Here is a 15,865-nt window from a genome sequence, read left to right on the forward strand (position 1 = left end):
CTCCTGGTATGCGGGTGATCTGGACAATACCGACAGACCACGACACCTACAACCGATGTGCTTGCCGAGGCGGTAGCGTCCGACCGATGCGAATTCTTGTTGCTGCCAGTGGCGGTGAAGGCCATCTCGGTCCGCTGCTTCCCTTCGTCGACGCTGCGGCCGAGGCCGGTGACGACGTCACCCTCGTCGTGCCGCCGGGGCAGGTGGCCACTGCGCGGTCGACGGGTGCCGATGTACGCGTCGTCGATGCACCGCCTGCCGACGAGGTGGCCCGGGTGCGGCGGGCGTTGGCGTCGAGCGACCGGGAGGTGCGGGTACGTGCTGCCGAGGTCGAGTTGTTCGGCCGCATCAACACTGCGGCGGCACTGGAGAAGACCGTCGCTGCGGTCGCTGATGTCGAGCCTGAGTTGATTCTGCGGGAACCCTGCGATTACGCGAGTGCCATCGCCGCGGTGCGGAGCGCAGTACCTGTGGCCACGGTGGGCATTTCGCCTGGACTTGCCGATATTTCCGGCTTGCGAATGGCGAGCCGAGTCATCGAGGATTACGCACCGGGTGTCACGACGACACTGGAGGCCGCGCCGTATCTGACGCGTTTTCCGGGCGACGATCCGACGGGGTATCCGGATACGCGCCGTTACGGATTCACGATCGATCTCGATGCACGTACCGAACAGAACCCGCCGTTGGTGTGGCTGACGATGGGCACGGTCAACACGCAGCTCGAGAACATTCGCGGCACGTGGGATGCTGCGGTGACCGCGTTGGCCGACCTCGATGTGCGCGTCCTGGCCAGCACCGGCCGCGGTGGATCGACTGTGCGCGGCACCGATCGCATGGAGGTCGTCGACTGGGTCGAGCTGCAGGACATTCTGTCTCGTGCAAGTGTCGTCGTATGTCACGGGGGTTCGGGCACGACGCTGGCAACGCTGGCTGCGGGTGTTCCGTTGGTGACCGTTCCGATGATCGCGGATCAGCCGACCAACGCAGCGATGGTCGAGAGCCTGGGCGCGGGGATCACCGTCCCGCCCAGCTCGCCCGCCGCCGGTCTGACCGTCGAGGATGCTCCGCGGTTGCGTCGCGCGATCCACGATGTCCTGACCGATCCCACCTACCGTTCCTCGGCACGCCGAGCAGCGGCCAGCTTCTCCGAAGTTCCGTCGGTCAGCGAACGCTTGGCCCAACTCCGGCTCACGTGACGAGGCCCTCGCTCCGCAGCCATTCGTAGGCGACGTCGGCTGGGTCTTCGCCTTCGATGTCGACCTTGCCGTTGAGTTCCTGCATCAGGTCGTCGGTGAGGCGCTCGGAGATCACCCCGACGAGGTCGGCGATTTCCGGGTGCGCTTCGAGGACAGGTGCGCGGACTACGGCGGTGCCGCTGTAGGGCAGGAAGAACTTTCGATCGTCTTCGAGCACGGTCAGGTCGAGGTTCTTGATGCGACCGTCGGTGGTGTAGACCATGCCGAAGTTGCAGGGCGAGCTCTGCGCGGTGGAGGTGTACACGACGCCCGCGTCCATACGGGTGACGTTCTTGCCCTCTACGCCGTTCGGTCCGTCGAGGGGAATGTCGTAGGTGTCGAGCATCGGACCGAATCCATCTGCGCGGGAGAAGAATTCGTCGTCGACGCAAAAAGTGCGTTCGTTCGGGGGCAGCGCGGCGACGTCGGACAGGGTTTTCACGCCGAGCCGCTCCGCGGTGGCCGAGGAGGCCGCGAAGGCGTAGGTGTCGTTGAAGTTCGCCGGCGGCAACCATTCCAGATTGTTGGAGCTGAGCTCGAGGTCGTGTACTCGCTGCCACAGCTCGTCGGGATCGGCGATCGTCTCGGTTTCACCGTGGTAGTTGACCCAGCCGGTGCCCGTGTACTCCCAGAGGATGTCCGCGTCTCCGTTCAGCTGGGCCTGGCGTGACGACGCTGATCCTGGTGCCCCGGTGAGGTCGCTGACGTTGGCGCCGGCTGCCGCGAGGTACGTCGCGGTGATCTTGCCGAGCAGTACGCCCTCGGTGAAGCTCTTCGAGGTGACGACGAGAGATGCGCCGTCCAAGGGTTTTTCGCCGTCGGTCAGGCTTGTGGACTGGAAGGTGCCGGACGAGCTGACGAGTCCGCAGCCGGCGGCGACGCTCGCGATGAGCGCGAGGGCTCCGACCCGTAGAGAATGCCGAATCATGCCACTCCTCGTGGGGTTGCGAACAGTTCGACGAGGCGTCCCAGCCAGTCGATCGTCAGCGCCAGCAGCGCGACGAGGATGGCGCCGGAGATGAGCAGCTTCGGGAGGAACAGCGTCACGCCGGTCGTGATGAGGGTGCCGAGGCTGGTGGCGCCGATGAACGTGCTCAGCGTCGCGGTGCCGACCAGGATGACCAGCGCGGTCCGCACTCCGTTGAGAATGACGGGAACGGCCAACGGCAGCTCCACCTGGACGAGTGTGCGGATACCGGAGTACCCGATGCCTCGGGCGGCTTCGATGGTTCGCTTGTCCACCTGGTCGATGCCGACGATGGTGTTCTGGAGGATCGGCAGGATGGCGTACACGACCAGGCCGACGACGGCCGTCCGGAAGCCGGTGCCGAGCCACATCGTCAGCAACACGATCAGTCCGACGGCGGGTGCGGCCTGGCCGATGTTGGCGAAGTTGATCGCGAACGGTTTGAACGGCTTGACCTTCTCGCGGGTCAGCAGGATGCCGAGCGGGATCGCGATGACGACGACGAACACGGTTGCCGTCAAGGTCAATTGGATGTGGTCGAGGATCGTGGTCTTCAGGGTCGACCAGCCGAGCGATGCTTCTTCGGTCGGAGTGAGCGTCGTCGATCGGTACCAGAGGAAGTAGCCGACGCCCAGAACGATGATGAGCAGCGGCTCGAACCACACGTCTATCGGTGTGCGGCGCAGTCGATTCATGTGGCCGACCCCTCCGCGTGCTGGGTGTAGGAGACGTGCCCGTCGCCCTCGCGGGCTTCGTCGAGTTGTCCACGGACGACCGACATGACGGTCTTGATGGTCAGCGACCCTGTGACGACGCCGCGGCCGTCGGTGACGACGACTCCGCCCTGGCTGGCGGCGAGCATGACGTCGAGTGCGTCGTTGAGCGTCGACGACGGTGCGACGACGGGTAGGCGCGGGTCGATGTAGTCGGAGACCGTGTCCTTGGTGGCGACTTCGTCGAGCGATGGCCAGGACCGTGGTTTGCCGTGCTCGTCGACGACGACGATCCAGGTCACGCCTGCGGCGCGTGCGCGGCCGATGACTTCCTGCGAGGAGTCGCCGACGCGTGCGGTGACGACGGGCTCGTGTTCGACGTCCTTGACCCTCGAGAGCGTCAGGTGGGCAAGCGTCGCGCCGGAGCCGATGAACTCTTCGACGAAGGCGTTGGCGGGCTTGGCGAGAATTTCCTCGGGGGTGGCGTACTGCTCGATCTTTCCGCCTTCGGAGAGGATGAGCACCTTGTCACCGAGTTTGGTGGCTTCCTCGAAGTCGTGGGTGACGATCACGATGGTCTTGGCGACTTCGTGCTGGATCGCGATGAGGCTGTCCTGCAGGCGGACTCGGGTGATGGGGTCGACGGCACTGAAGGGCTCGTCCATCAGCAGAACCGGTGGGTCCGCCGCGAGTGCACGTGCGACGCCGACGCGCTGTTGCTGTCCGCCGGACATGTCCTTGGGGAGTCGGTCTCGGAAGGTGTCCGCGTCGAGGCCGACGAGGTCGAGGAGGTATTCGGTGCGCTCGGCGATGCGTTTCTTGTCCCAGCCCAGCACTCGGGGGATGGCGCCGATGTTCTTCTGCACCGACCAGTGGGGGAAGAGTCCGCCTGCCTGGATGACGTATCCGATGGACTGACGCAGCTTGTCGGGATCCTCGCCGGTGACGTCGCGGTCGCCGATGAAGAGCCTGCCCTCGGTGGGCTCGATCAGCCGGTTGATCATCTTGAGGGTCGTCGTCTTGCCGCAGCCGGACGGCCCGACGAAGGCGACGATGTGTCCGGCTTCGATCTCGAGGTCGATCTTCTGGACGGCGGGCTTGGTCTGGCCACGATACTGCTTGACGACGCCGTCGAGCCGAATCGAAGCACCCGAGACGGTGCGGTCGGTGTCGGTCATGACAATCCCTTCGAGATGGTGAGGCGCCCGAGAAGGACGAGCAGGGCGTCGAACACCAATGCGATGACGACGATGAGAACGGTTCCGGTGACTGCCATTTCGACGGAGTTGGTTCCGCCGAGCCTGGACAGTCCGTTGAAGATGAGCGATCCGAGGCCGGGTCCGAGGACGTAGGCGACGATCGCGGCGACGCCGACGACCATCTGGGTGGACACGCGGATGCCGGTGAGAATCACGGGCCACGCGATCGGCAGCGATACGGAGACGAGAATTCGCCAGCGGGACAGTCCGATTCCGCGGGCGGATTCGATGGTCGCGTCGGGTACCGATCGCAGTCCGACGATGGCGTTTCCGATCACGGGCATCGCGGCGAAGAACGCGAGCATGATGAACGACGGCACCACGCCGAGCCCGAACGGGACGATGAGCAGTGCCAGCAACGCGAGCGACGGGATGGTCAGTGCCACTCGACTGCTCGTCAATGTAAGTGCCGAGAACAACGGGAGTCGGTGTACTGCGACCGCGACGACAATCGCGACGAGACTGCCGACGAGAACAGTTTGAAATGCCAGTGACGCATGCTGATACGTCAGAAAGGAGAGGAACTGCCCCCGCCCCTGAAGATAGTTCCACAAATCCACGCGTATCTCCCTTTTGCAGCCGCGTATTTCACCGAACACAGTGCTGCCGGTTTCAGTTCGGGGACGTTACCGGCATTTCCCCGCCTTCGCGGGGTTTTACCCCTCCGGCGGGTGTAGGGTCGATGCGTCGCGAGAACGGGATCGTGGCCCGTTCACCTGCAGGGATTCCGACCTCGGGGACGCTTCGCGGAACGCTGGTCGCACTTAAAATCAGCTCGAGCAGAATTGCCCACTCCCGTGGCCGCCGGACCGTCGAGCGGTCGGGTTCATCGAAGAAAATGAGCGACTCGACGGGATCGAGCGCGGCTCGCGGGCGGGCCGACGGTTTGCGGACACGCGCGGTCGACAGGGGCCCCACGCTGGGGCGATGCCTCGGGTACCGTTATCGGACCGGGAAGTTCGGTAATGAATTGTCGCCTACTCCCGATGAACCAGACACATTCCGAGCCAGGAGGGACATGCCGAACCGCAGCCGAGCACCCAGGCACGCTGCTGCCCTGGTGAGCGCGGCTGTCTCGGTGGGGGCTGCGGCCCTGCTGCTCGCCGGATGTACCGCCGACGCCGAGGCTCCGACGCCGGTGAGTTCCGCGGCACCCACCACGACCGCGGCCGCGGACAGCACGTCCACCAGTTCGGTGCCGCCGCCTGCACCTGCCGCCGAGGCGACGACGCCCCTGTTGGTGCCACCGAGTGTCATTGCCTCGGCGTCCGAGCCGCCGCCGTACGAGCCACCGTCGTACGAGCCACCGTCGTACGACCCGGCGACGCAACCGCAGGACGTCACCTACGATCCGCCGCCGGTCGCCTCTTTCGATCCGCCCGAGCCCGTGACGCCGCCTCCGAACCCGATCGACTCGCGAGGATTCCCGCTGGGCACGACGTGTGGGCCGGTGTCCTGCACCTCTCCCGACGGTCTGATCTTCGTCAATCCCGAAGCGGTCCCCAATTTGAGCGACCGGGGCTTCGACCTGTGTGATCACACGTACTGTCCGCCTCCGGGACTGCCGATCGTTCCGGATCAGCTGCCGTCGACGGGCAGCTCGGGCGGGACTCCGACGTCACCTCGCTGAGTGCGTACGGCACAATTCGGGCGTGCTGAAGACGCGGCGGTATCGCATTCTCCTCGCGGGCGGAGTTCTGCTGGTGATCGTCGCGGGGTTGCTCCTCGGCCCACTCAGGAAGCCTGCGCTGTACGTATGGAATGCCGAGTGCTTCGGCTGGAGTACCTCCGACAGTGGAGTTCGTATCGCCGCTCTCGGCGATTCCATCGCGGAGGGAAACTCGGCCGTCGGGTGGGGAATCCACGGTGACACCTCGTGGTATTCCCATCTGGTGTGCGGGGCGGACGCACGCGGCGCCGATGCAATCAATGCAGGTCGACGAGGGCAGACGACGGCTCAGATCCGGGCCCGTATCGACGAAGTCCTGGACGCGGAACCCCAGGTACTGGTCGTGGGCGGTGGCACGAACGATCAGGCCCGCGGGGTGCCGCTCGAGCAGACCATGGACAATCTTCGTTTCATCCTGGACAAGGCGCGCGATATCGAGACGGTTGTACTGACGACGGTGCCGCGGTCGAGATCTGCGACGGACGATCGTCTCGACACTGCGATCAGAATCCTTGCGGCTGAGCGTGGGATCCCCCTCGTCGATTTCGCGTCGACGCTGACACGACCGGGCGCGACGTTCGACGGAATCCATCCGACGGCCGATTCGGCCAGGATCATGGCAGATCAGGTGGCCGATGCCGCCGGTCTGCGCGTAAGAATCGCGTCGAGCGAATAGCTCACCCGAATCGTCTCGATGGTCCACTATTGACGCCATGAACTCGGACCACGGCATGTCGACTCTCCCTGATGTGGAGAGCGCGCAGTCGATCACGGCCGTCCTGTTGTCCGCCGGCGGGGAGTCCGACGGGTGGTCCGGGGAGGTGCTCGAGGCACTGTGCCGCACCCATGCGCGTGCGCATCTGCATTTCATCCTTCCTCCACCGTCGAACATCTCCATTCAGTTGTGCAATTCGATGTCGGCGGCGTTCGGCGCGTTCACCGGTCCGTTGCCGGATTACTCGTCTGCGGAGACCGTGATCGAGAACCTTGCCGAGCAGTTGGCACCGACGGGGCGCGGATGGTCGTGGGCCCCGAGTCCGTCGGTGATCGGTAAGTCGGCGACTGCTCGCTCGAAGCCTCGTACGGTGCTCGGAGCTCGTCGTCGGCCGCTGTACGCACTGTGGTTCCGGGCGTTGAATTATCGGCCCATCTGACCGTTCACGGCTTTCGTTCACACTGATCCAATACGTGGTCGATCCGGCTGTGGTGCGCCACCATAGCGGTCATGACGACGGTAATCACACGTAGCGCTCCACCCGCTCTCGATTCCGACGAGTTGCGTTCCATCATCGAGGAAATCGCAGCCGACGCGAAACGTCGACGCGACGGCGAGGACGGACCGCCGTTCGTGGCCATCGACCTGATCCGTGAGCACCGATTGGGTGCGGTGCGCCTTCCGGTGGAGGAGGGTGGAGCCGGATACACGCTCCGAGAACTGTTCACACTGTTGATTCGTCTGGCGGAGGCCGACCCCGATGTTCCGCACATCATCCGTATTCATCTCGGTTTCGTCGAGGAACGTCGACGCACACCCGATCGTGTGTCCGGGGAGTTCTGGCTCGACAAGGTGCGTGACGGACTGCTCATCGGCGGCGCGAACAGTGAACTGACCTCTCGCGCAGTCGGTGTCTACACCTACGACACCACGCTGACGCCGGACGGAGACGGTTATCGCCTGGACGGCACCAAGTTCTACAGCACCGGAAGCCTCTTCTCCGACTACCTGCGTGTGTCCGCGAACGATTCGGAAGGAAAACAGGTTTCGGCTGTGGTCCCTGCCCACCGCGAGGGCATCGAGCACGTGAACGACTGGGACGGAATCGGTCAGCGCCACACCGGTAGCGGCACGACGCGGTTCGTCAACGTGAGAGTCGAGAAGTCGGAGTTGTTGCCGTTCCAGTGGTCCGAGCACTCGGTGCGTCCGCGGCAGGCGTTCCCTCAGTTGCTGCTGCATGCCGTCGGTGCGGGAATTCTGCGCTCCGTGGTGTCCGACGCGTCGGAACTGGTGCGCGGACGCGCTCGCTCCTACACCTTCGCGGCAGCGGAGGAGCCGCGCCACGACCCGCAACTGTTGCAGATCATCGGATCACTGTCGGCCGCAGCGTATGCCGCGGAGGCGATCGTGTTGACGGCGTCGGATGCACAGGACATCGCGTCGGCGGCGTTCCTGGCGTCCGGAGAACCGGACGAGAAGCTCGAGCACGACGCAGCCCTCGCCGCAGCGAAAGCCAAGATTTCCGTCGAGGGTCTGGCATTGAACGCCGCAACCGAGCTGTTCGGCGTCGGTGGCGCGTCCGCGACCAGGCAGAGCGCGCACCTGGATCGGCACTGGCGCAATCTCCGTACCTTGTTCTCGCACAACCCAACCGTCTACAAGGCACGGACCGTCGGGGACTTCGTGGTCAACGACGCCGCACTACCGTCGGTCGGTTTCTTCTGATCGCTCGACAGGGTGGAGATGCATGGGCTGTGCATCTCCACCCTGTCGACGGGGTTACCGATCGAAGGCGAGGATGGCGCGGTAACGAGGCGATCCCCACCACGCGAGCTCGTCGAGTGTCTCGACCGGAACCGGGTGGTTGTGCAGGTCCACCCAGGTTTCGCCGACCTCGACGGCGGTCGAGGAATCCTGCACCAGGAAAACCCCGTCGTGGAAGCCGTGGACGACGATCCAGTGCGGTCCATGCCTGCCGCGCTGGTAGTGGGAGTCGATCAGCGGTATCAGAATCTTGCCCGACTCGGCCAGCTCACGGATGAAGTCCGCAGAGATGTCCTGCACGACGGTCTCGACTCCGAGCTCGGCTGCTTCGTCGGCGAACTGACCGGAGACGAAACGTCGCAGCTCGCGGTCCTCCTTCGAGCGAGAGGTGTCGGTCCGCTCGGGGTCTTCGTCGGTCAGGTACAGCGTCGGGACGTACCCTCGCCTCGCCGCAGCAACCGCAAGCCCGTAGGGCATGGTGCCGCCGCTCGCGGTCCCTTCGCGCCACAGGCCCAGCTCACGGGTGCGATCGAGGCCCTCCCCCGCACCGAGCAAGTCGAACGTCACCATCAACGACACAGGCCCACAGGTGAATCCTGTGGTCTGACGGTAGTACGGCGGCTCGACGGGATCGGCCAAGGCGACACGCCACTTCACCAATCCGACCGGAACGGCACCGTAATCTGTTATGTCATCGGCGAGTTCGTCGACGACGGGCCGTACCGGGTTGATCGGCTCCCGCAAGGACTCGTAGCCGAGCGCCTTCACCTGCGCGACCAGCGGACTTTCCTGTGGTAGTTGCCATTTGACAGCTACCGCAGTACGCGCGAATGCGTACTCCTCCAAGGCTGCCACCAGTTCGGCGAGCACCGGCTCACCCAGCCAGGCGCCCACCACCTTCACGTACGCTGCGTGCGGACGGTTGACGACGAGCAACAAACCCTGAAGTGCGCCGTCGGCGATCGCGGTGACGGTGTGCGCTTCCTGAACACCGCCGTAGATCTCGGCCTCGGCCACGAACTCGGCAGGCAATCCGTCGATTTTCGCCAGGGCTTCGACCGGCCGTGTGTCGAGCAAGGTCACCTCGATCTGCGTCATCGGACCACCGCCGTGAACTCCTCGGTGATACGTGCTTTGACAGCGGGCTCACGTGCTTCGCGCTCGGCGAGATCGGCGACGACGGCAGGTGCCTCGTCCTGGGTCAGGACGGCGATACCGTCACTGTCACCGAAGACGATGTCGCCGGTGGCGATCACTGCGCCGCCCGCGTCGACGGGCTGTCCGACCGATCCTTCGCCGCCGATTCGGCGCGTGGTGCGCGGACTGACCGACCGGTAGTAGACCGGCAGTCCCGACGCTGCGATCTCGTCGAAGTCGGTGATCGCGCCGTTGATGACGATGCCGTTCGCTCCCGACACGGCGATGCGGTGCGCGACGATGCCGCCGATCGAAGCACGACTTCCCGAACCCGGTTGCGAGACGACGAGAACGGTACCCGGGGTGAGCTGATCGAGCGCCTCCTTCAGGGCCGAGGCGTCGTATTCGCCGATCTGGACCGTCAGCGCGACACCCGTGAGCCTGATCGGACGCGAGATGGGATGGAGCTCGGTGACGAACCCGTGGTCACGGTGATGCCCGAGGGTGGATGTTCCCACCGTCGTGAGGTGCCGGAAGGTTGTCTCGTCGATCTCCGGTCGTCGTGTCTGGGTGCTCATTCCCTCTCTCCTTCAGTTGATTCCACCACTAGAAACTTCTTCAGCGACTGTTCGAGGGCTGCGGTGGTGAGTCGGATCGATTCGACGTCGACGCGTTCGTCGTCACCGTGGAATCGGCTACGGAACGACGCCATGTCGACCTCCCGGGAGTACAGACCGAATCCGTAGACGATCGAGCCGGCGGCCCGTAGGTGGCGTCCGTCGGTACCACCGGGCATGATCATCGGAACAAGATGCGCGCCTGGGTAGAACTGCCTCATTGCGTCCTCGATGACGGAGTAGAACTCCGTTCGAGGGGGCGAGCTGCTCGCGGCACCGGTGAACTCCTCGATCACGTCGATGGACGACAAGAGTTCGTCCAGAACAGTTTTCAGGTGACGTTCGACGTCGTTCTCGTCCTGGCCTGGCAACAGGCGGATGTCGAGTCCGACGGTGGCGCGACCTGGTATGACGTTGCGCTTGTCCCCAGCATCGACGATGTTCGGCGAAACGGTCATATGCGTCATCGCGTGGCCGTAGCCCTTCAGATCCCCGAGTTCGCTCAGCGCGTCGTTCAGAGTCGTCGGATCGAGCAGTCGTGCGCGCAGTTGCGGAGAGAAGTCGGAGGCCTCGACGAAGGACTGCCAGTGCTCGAGAACCACAGCTTGGCCCGGTTCGTTCAGTAATCTGGTGACGGCCTCCGCGGCAATACCCGCCGCGTTGCGCGCTCCCCATGGCGTCGATCCGTGGCCGGGTCTCCCGTGGATCTCCAACCGACGCGGCGCTCCGCCTTTCTCTCCTACTGTCAGCGTGACGCCGGGCGAATCCTGCTCACTCAACACGATTCCGCCGTTCTCGGTGAGCGAGTACGTCGCCGCGATGAGTTCGGGCCGGTTCTTGGTGATCCAACCGGCTCCCCACGTACCGCCGGCTTCCTCGTCGGCCGTCGCCGCGAAGACCAGATCGCCGCGTAGCCGAATCTTGCTCTGCGCGAACGATTTGAACACCACCGCCATCGAGGCGACGAGTCCGAGCATGTCGATTGCGCCTCTGCCCCAGACGGTCCCGTCGATCAACTCACCGCCGAAGGGATCGTGGGTCCACCCCGACGGGTCGGCCGGAACCACGTCGAGGTGGCCGACCAGCGCCACCGACGGAGCTCGAGGATCGGTTCCTCGTAGCCTGCCGATCAGGCTCGCACGACCTGGCGCAGGTTCGACCACCTCGAAGTCGACGCCGATGTCCCCGAAGAACTGCTGCAGCACCGCGACGTTGCGGGTCTCCTGACCCGACTCCACGGTGCCGTCGTTGACGCAGGCACTGCGAATCAGCGCCTGCAGCAGTTCGACTGTCTCGCTCACGACGCCACCACCGCGTCGATATCGGTCGGAAACAGTGCGTCGACGTCAGCGGGCGTGTCCAGCAGGCCCTGCTCGTAGTGCTCGGTGAGAAAGTCGGAGATCATGGTTCTGTTCTGCTCCAATCCGTAGGGCATCCAATCGCGGCCGAACACCCGCTCGGTGGTGCGGAGTTCGTCGACCAACCACGGGGTGACGTCGGCGAGTTTGTTGTGACGCAGGATGCTGAGACGCTTCGAGTCCTCGATGGCGCGTACGACGGCCAGGACGGTGTCCGGCGATTCGTCGAGCAGCGCCGTCCGCGCGGCCAGAACGTGAATGCCGGGCACGTACCCGACCCGCAGGTAGTACGCGGTTTCGGCCGCTCGGACATCCGGGAGCAGCGGGCGCAGCAGCGAGTCCGCAGCATCGAAACCCGGCGGCATGAACGGGGTCATCACAGCGTCCAGGCTCTTGTCCGACAAGCCGCCGACCAGCGTGTCACCGTGGTCGAGGTGCTGCACGTGCGGGCCGGGGCGTGTGGGCCCGATCCTGTCGTGGGCTGGGTGGGCTGGGGTCAAAGGGCCTACGCGCCAGTCGATGTCCTCCAGAGCTACGCCTTCGTCCCGTACCAATGCGCGGGTCCAGGTGTTACCACTGTCCGGCCATCCGGTCAGGCCCACGGTGGCCCCGCGCAACTGTGTGAGCGAGTGCAACGGCGAGTCGCTGCGAGTGATGATGCATCGATGTCGAAACCCTTGCATGACGAACACCGGTAGTGCGGTCACCGAGTGGTCCCCGCGGGCTCGGTGTTGGACGTACTGGCTGAACGAGGTCTCGGCAACGTCGATCCGTGGTTCGGCGTAGATGTTCGGGGTGCTGTCCCGACGTTCGAAGTGCAGGTCGACTCCTTCGGCCGTGACGTCTCCCAGCGCGAGTGGCAGCAGGTGGTCCCAGTGCCGCGCGACGAATGTCAGCGTCATGCCGCCCCTCGATCCGAGGTTGTCGCCTGTCTGATGGACTCACCCAGCACGACGAATCCGGCCACCGCGAGAGTCAGCACTCCAGCGGGGTACACCAGCAGGTGCGGTGCCGCCTGGAAGTAGTTCTGTGCTGCCGACAATTGCAGACCCCACGACTGCGCCGGAGGTTGCAGGCCGATTCCGAGATAGGTCAGCGTCGCCTCGGCGGAGATGACTGCGCCGATCTGCAGTGTCGCCAGGACTATGACCGGGCCGACGGTGTTGGGCACCACGTGGCTGACCAGTATGCGTAACGTCCCGAGACCGGACGATCGTGCAGCGACGATGAAGTGGCGGTTTCTGATCGACAACGCTTCCCCGCGGGTCACGCGCATGGCGGTGGGCCAGGCGAACACCGCGAGAACGACGCTCAACAACCAGACACTGCGCCCTTGAATGGAATTGAGTACCACAATCGCGCCGAGCAACAGTGGTAGCGCGAAGACGATCTCGGACAGTCGCGAGACGAAGGCGTCGACGAGCCCGCCGAAGTAACCGGCCGCAATCCCCAGGACCACAGCAACGACGGACGTCAGCAGGGTCACCGTCACTCCGACGACGATCGATGCACGAGCGCCGTGCACGACACTGGCGAACAGGTCGCACCCCTGCACGGTGAACCCGAACGGATGTCCGGTGGACCAGTCGGGAGCGCCCCTGCTCAGTGACAGTTCGCACACACGCGGGTCCCCGTGACCGAAGAGTCCGGCGATCGGGCCGGGGAGTACTGCGATGAGGAGGAAGAAGGCAACGATCGGAGCGCCGATCCAGAAGCCGGGGCTGCGTTTCAGGCTCGTCCAGACTCGTCCGGTCTCGATGTCTTCCCCGGGTGGAAGTTGGATCATCTACTTGTCCTGTCGAATACGTGGGTCGAGCAGGTGATGCGCGATCTCGACGACGATGTTGACCGCGACTGCGACCAGCACCAATGCCGACACGATCCCGACCACCACGGTTCCCTGTTGTGAGCTGATTCCGGTGAACAGTTCGCCGCCGACACCGGGAAGATTGAAGATCCCCTCGACCACCACCGATCCGCCCAGTAGGCCACCGAGATCGAGACCCAGGTAGGTCACTACGGGCACGAGGGCATTACGCAGGATGTGCCGCACCGTCAGTCGTCTGGTCGAGATGCCCTTGGCACGAGCAGTTCTGACGAAATCCGCCGACCGCGTCGACAACACACTCGACCGAGTCAGACGCGCAACCGGCCCGAATCCCAGTGTGGCCAGGCAGATTGCAGGCAGCAGGTACGACGTCGGCCAGCCCTCGGAAATTCCGGCCACCGGGAGGATGCCCCAGGACACCCCGACGATCGACTGTACGAAGAAGGCCAACACGAACGTGGGAACCGCGAGCGTCAGTACCGTCGCCGCCAGTACCGCTTTGTCCAGCAGACCGCCAGGTCGCAGCGCGGCGAGCGTGCCCGCGGTGACACCGACGATCAGTTCCAGGACCCACGCTGTCAGAGCAAGTTTGATCGCTACCGGCCACGCACGCGCGAGAATGGTTCCGACGTCCTCACCGCCGACAGTGGTACCGAAGTCTCCGCGAGCGATACCCGAGACATAGCTCCAGTACTGCACCAGCAGTGGATCGTCGAGATGGTATTTGGCGCGGATGGCCGACTCGACGGCGTCGGTCAGTACTGCGTCGCCGATCAGTGCTTGCACCGGATCACCAGGGAGGGCGAACACCGCGACGAACACTATGAGTGACGTGCCGATCAGAATCAGCAGGGCCTGGCCTAGCCGCGCCGCAATCCGTCGTGCAGTTCGTGTCTTCGTGGCGCCCGCGGTGGAGGCGGACCGAGGCTGTTCTCGGTCCGCCACCGCGAGTGCCTGCTCAGGCAACGGTCACCGTGGTGAACGGGCTCTTGTTGAACGGATCCTCGGTGTAGCCCTCTACGTTGTCCGCGACTGCGACCGCCCGCCCGGCACTCCACAGCGGAATGTTCGGAAGCTCGTCGAGCAGGATGTCCTTGGCCTGGTCGTAGAACTGGGTCGATTCCTCGTTGGTCGCCGCCGCCGCCTGATCCAGCAATGCGTCGAATTCGGGGTTCGAATAGCCGTTGTAGTTGGTGCCGCCTCCGGTCCGGTATGCATTGCCCAGCAACGCGAACGGCGACGGGTAGGCAACAGGGGTGTTGAGCGACACCGGGTTGGGGACTTGCCTGCCCCGAAGTGCAGCATGGGTGTTCTCCGACGGAATGAATTCCAGTGTCACATCGGTCAGACCCAGCACCGTCGCCCACTGGTTGAGGACGGCCTCACTCCACTCGTCGCGTCCGGTGCCGGTCACGACCGTGATCTTCACCTGGCCGTCGATACCGCCTGCTTCGTCCCACAGCTGCTTCGCGCGTTCAGGGTCGTAGTCGAGGTTGGTCGAGTCGGTGTCGGCACGGTAGCCGTTCCCGGACGGCGCACTGAAATCGGTCAATGGCTGGGTCGACGAGTCGAGGAGCGCGTCGATGATGCCCTGACGGTCGATCGCCAGCGACAGTGCTCGGCGGATTCGCGGATCCGCGTAGGCCGGGCTCCAGGTCGGCACCCCGAGGTAGGTGAAGTTGGAGCTGGCTGACTGGACGAACTTGTCGCCGAGGGTTGCCTTTGCGCTTTCCACGTCCTGCTGCAGCAGTGCGGTCACGTCGACTGCACCGGCCTGGAAATCGCGGTAGGCGACGTCGTATCCGGTGTAGATCTTGAAGGTGACGCCGCCGTTCTCGGCTTTCTCACCGCCATACTCGTCGTAGCGGACGGTTTTGATCTCCGGTCCACCTGTCCACGGCTCGCTGATCTCGTAGGGGCCGTTGCCGATCGGCTTCGTCGCGAAGGCTTCGAGATCATCCAGCGCTGCTGCCGGCAGAGGATAGAACGCCGGTTGGCCGATCTGGTACAGGAACTGGCTCTGTGGTTTGGTCAACGTGACGGTGAGGCTCAGCGGCCCGGTGACCTCGACGCCGGACAGGGAGTCGGCGGTCGGTGCGCCTTCGTCGGGGTTGAGCGCGTCGTAGCCTTCGATGCCTGCGAGCTGCGAGCTGCCGACCCAGGCGTTGGCTGGGTCTGCTGTGGTGTTCCATCCTCGCGCGAAGGACTCGGCGTCGACGACCTCGCCGTTCTGGAAGGTCCATCCGTCCTTCAGCGTGATGTCCCAGACCTTCTGGTCGTCGGTCTCGATCGAGTCGGCAACGAGGTTGACCGGTTCCCCGGTGTCGCTGTCGTACTTCACGAGTCCGGAGAACAAGGTCTCGGAGACCGACAGTGCGAAGTACCCGCCTGAGTTCCCGGGCACGATGGATGTCGGTTTCTGCGTCGCGACGCGGAGGATGTTGTCCGACGGCTCGCCGGACGCCTCACTGGACGAACCTCCGCCGCAGGCGGTCAGTACTACTGCTGCGACAGCGAGCAGAGCACTGCCGATCAGGGGTGTGCGTTTCATCTGTTCTTTCCATTCGACTTGCCCGAACCTGGTCAGGTTCGGTTGTGCA

16 protein-coding genes are annotated in these 15,865 nt (G+C 64.6%); 5 read left to right on the forward strand and 11 right to left on the reverse strand.

All coding sequences use genetic code 11. From position 1 onward, the window contains the following. Nucleotides 1-86: 86 nt before the first annotated feature. Complete coding sequence (locus tag CH290_RS01765) at nt 87-1,199, forward strand: glycosyltransferase (RefSeq protein ID WP_033189108.1); 1,113 nt, start codon at nt 87-89, stop codon at nt 1,197-1,199. On the opposite strand, the gene CH290_RS01770 is transcribed toward CH290_RS01765, so the two are convergent. From CH290_RS01770 to CH290_RS01785, 4 genes are read right to left on the reverse strand one after another with little or no spacing between them, the layout of a single operon-like run. Then, nucleotides 1,192-2,166, reverse strand: coding sequence for a glycine betaine ABC transporter substrate-binding protein (locus CH290_RS01770; protein WP_033189107.1), 975 nt, complete (start codon nt 2,164-2,166; stop codon nt 1,192-1,194). The genes CH290_RS01765 and CH290_RS01770 overlap by 8 nt on opposite strands. Further along, nucleotides 2,163-2,900 (reverse strand): ABC transporter permease, encoded by a 738-nt coding sequence (locus CH290_RS01775; RefSeq protein WP_026347574.1) that lies wholly within the window; start codon nt 2,898-2,900, stop codon nt 2,163-2,165. The genes CH290_RS01770 and CH290_RS01775 overlap by 4 nt, the downstream gene beginning before the upstream one ends. Then, the gene (locus CH290_RS01780; protein WP_019663895.1) at nt 2,897-4,096 is read right to left on the reverse strand and encodes an ATP-binding cassette domain-containing protein; all 1,200 of its coding nucleotides are present in this window, start codon (nt 4,094-4,096) and stop codon (nt 2,897-2,899) included. Before CH290_RS01780 ends, CH290_RS01775 begins: the two co-directional genes overlap by 4 nt. Then, nucleotides 4,093-4,737: an ABC transporter permease gene (locus CH290_RS01785; RefSeq protein ID WP_019663896.1), complete on the reverse strand. Its 645-nt coding sequence runs from the start codon at nt 4,735-4,737 to the stop codon at nt 4,093-4,095. The genes CH290_RS01780 and CH290_RS01785 overlap by 4 nt, the downstream gene beginning before the upstream one ends. A gap of 458 nt (nt 4,738-5,195) precedes the next feature. On the opposite strand from CH290_RS01785, the gene CH290_RS30120 reads away from it, so the two are divergent. The 4 genes from CH290_RS30120 to CH290_RS01805 all read left to right on the forward strand — a co-directional run bounded on the left by CH290_RS30120 (nt 5,196) and on the right by CH290_RS01805 (nt 8,286). Next, nucleotides 5,196-5,807, forward strand: coding sequence for a hypothetical protein (locus tag CH290_RS30120; RefSeq protein ID WP_155295521.1), 612 nt, complete (start codon nt 5,196-5,198; stop codon nt 5,805-5,807). Nucleotides 5,808-5,829: 22 nt separating this feature from the next. Continuing rightward, nucleotides 5,830-6,522, forward strand: coding sequence for an SGNH/GDSL hydrolase family protein (locus CH290_RS01795; RefSeq protein ID WP_020110711.1), 693 nt, complete (start codon nt 5,830-5,832; stop codon nt 6,520-6,522). A 37-nt stretch (nt 6,523-6,559) separates the two neighbouring features. Continuing rightward, nucleotides 6,560-7,000: a hypothetical protein gene (locus CH290_RS01800; RefSeq protein ID WP_020110710.1), complete on the forward strand. Its 441-nt coding sequence runs from the start codon at nt 6,560-6,562 to the stop codon at nt 6,998-7,000. Between the two features lie 71 nt (nt 7,001-7,071). Continuing rightward, nucleotides 7,072-8,286, forward strand: a complete 1,215-nt coding sequence (locus CH290_RS01805) for an acyl-CoA dehydrogenase family protein (protein WP_020110709.1) — start codon at nt 7,072-7,074, stop codon at nt 8,284-8,286. Between the two features lie 54 nt (nt 8,287-8,340). On the opposite strand, the gene CH290_RS01810 is transcribed toward CH290_RS01805, so the two are convergent. From CH290_RS01810 to CH290_RS01840, 7 genes are read right to left on the reverse strand one after another with little or no spacing between them, the layout of a single operon-like run. Next, on the reverse strand, nt 8,341-9,423 hold the full coding sequence (locus CH290_RS01810) for a peptidase C39 family protein (RefSeq protein WP_052083137.1): 1,083 nt from the start codon (nt 9,421-9,423) through the stop codon (nt 8,341-8,343). Further along, nucleotides 9,420-10,040: an RraA family protein gene (locus CH290_RS01815; protein ID WP_020110707.1), complete on the reverse strand. Its 621-nt coding sequence runs from the start codon at nt 10,038-10,040 to the stop codon at nt 9,420-9,422. Before CH290_RS01815 ends, CH290_RS01810 begins: the two co-directional genes overlap by 4 nt. Beyond that, the gene (locus CH290_RS01820) at nt 10,037-11,380 is read right to left on the reverse strand and encodes a M20/M25/M40 family metallo-hydrolase (protein WP_020110706.1); all 1,344 of its coding nucleotides are present in this window, start codon (nt 11,378-11,380) and stop codon (nt 10,037-10,039) included. Before CH290_RS01820 ends, CH290_RS01815 begins: the two co-directional genes overlap by 4 nt. After that, on the reverse strand, nt 11,377-12,339 hold the full coding sequence (locus CH290_RS01825) for a PhnD/SsuA/transferrin family substrate-binding protein (RefSeq protein ID WP_033189106.1): 963 nt from the start codon (nt 12,337-12,339) through the stop codon (nt 11,377-11,379). The genes CH290_RS01820 and CH290_RS01825 overlap by 4 nt, the downstream gene beginning before the upstream one ends. Further along, complete coding sequence (locus CH290_RS01830) at nt 12,336-13,223, reverse strand: ABC transporter permease (protein WP_020110704.1); 888 nt, start codon at nt 13,221-13,223, stop codon at nt 12,336-12,338. Before CH290_RS01830 ends, CH290_RS01825 begins: the two co-directional genes overlap by 4 nt. After that, entirely contained in the window at nt 13,224-14,231 is a 1,008-nt protein-coding gene (locus tag CH290_RS01835; protein ID WP_249277800.1) for an ABC transporter permease, read from the reverse strand. Beyond that, nucleotides 14,224-15,816, reverse strand: coding sequence for a peptide ABC transporter substrate-binding protein (locus CH290_RS01840; RefSeq protein WP_033189105.1), 1,593 nt, complete (start codon nt 15,814-15,816; stop codon nt 14,224-14,226). Before CH290_RS01840 ends, CH290_RS01835 begins: the two co-directional genes overlap by 8 nt. Between the last annotated feature and the right edge of the window lie 49 nt (nt 15,817-15,865).

The organism is Rhodococcus sp. 06-156-4, assembly GCF_002259345.1.
Classification (GTDB): domain Bacteria; phylum Actinomycetota; class Actinomycetes; order Mycobacteriales; family Mycobacteriaceae; genus Rhodococcoides; species Rhodococcoides fascians_E.

Coding starts and splice junctions, on each gene's coding strand:
- CH290_RS01765 (WP_033189108.1), top strand. CDS start 87: ATGCGAATTCTTGTTGCTGCCAGTGGCGGTGAAGGCCATCTCGGTCCG.
- CH290_RS01770 (WP_033189107.1), bottom strand. CDS start 2,166: ATGATTCGGCATTCTCTACGGGTCGGAGCCCTCGCGCTCATCGCGAGC.
- CH290_RS01775 (WP_026347574.1), bottom strand. CDS start 2,900: ATGAATCGACTGCGCCGCACACCGATAGACGTGTGGTTCGAGCCGCTG.
- CH290_RS01780 (WP_019663895.1), bottom strand. CDS start 4,096: ATGACCGACACCGACCGCACCGTCTCGGGTGCTTCGATTCGGCTCGAC.
- CH290_RS30120 (WP_155295521.1), top strand. CDS start 5,196: ATGCCGAACCGCAGCCGAGCACCCAGGCACGCTGCTGCCCTGGTGAGC.
- CH290_RS01800 (WP_020110710.1), top strand. CDS start 6,560: ATGAACTCGGACCACGGCATGTCGACTCTCCCTGATGTGGAGAGCGCG.
- CH290_RS01805 (WP_020110709.1), top strand. CDS start 7,072: ATGACGACGGTAATCACACGTAGCGCTCCACCCGCTCTCGATTCCGAC.
- CH290_RS01810 (WP_052083137.1), bottom strand. CDS start 9,423: ATGACGCAGATCGAGGTGACCTTGCTCGACACACGGCCGGTCGAAGCC.
- CH290_RS01815 (WP_020110707.1), bottom strand. CDS start 10,040: ATGAGCACCCAGACACGACGACCGGAGATCGACGAGACAACCTTCCGG.
- CH290_RS01825 (WP_033189106.1), bottom strand. CDS start 12,339: ATGACGCTGACATTCGTCGCGCGGCACTGGGACCACCTGCTGCCACTC.
- CH290_RS01830 (WP_020110704.1), bottom strand. CDS start 13,223: ATGATCCAACTTCCACCCGGGGAAGACATCGAGACCGGACGAGTCTGG.
- CH290_RS01840 (WP_033189105.1), bottom strand. CDS start 15,816: ATGAAACGCACACCCCTGATCGGCAGTGCTCTGCTCGCTGTCGCAGCA.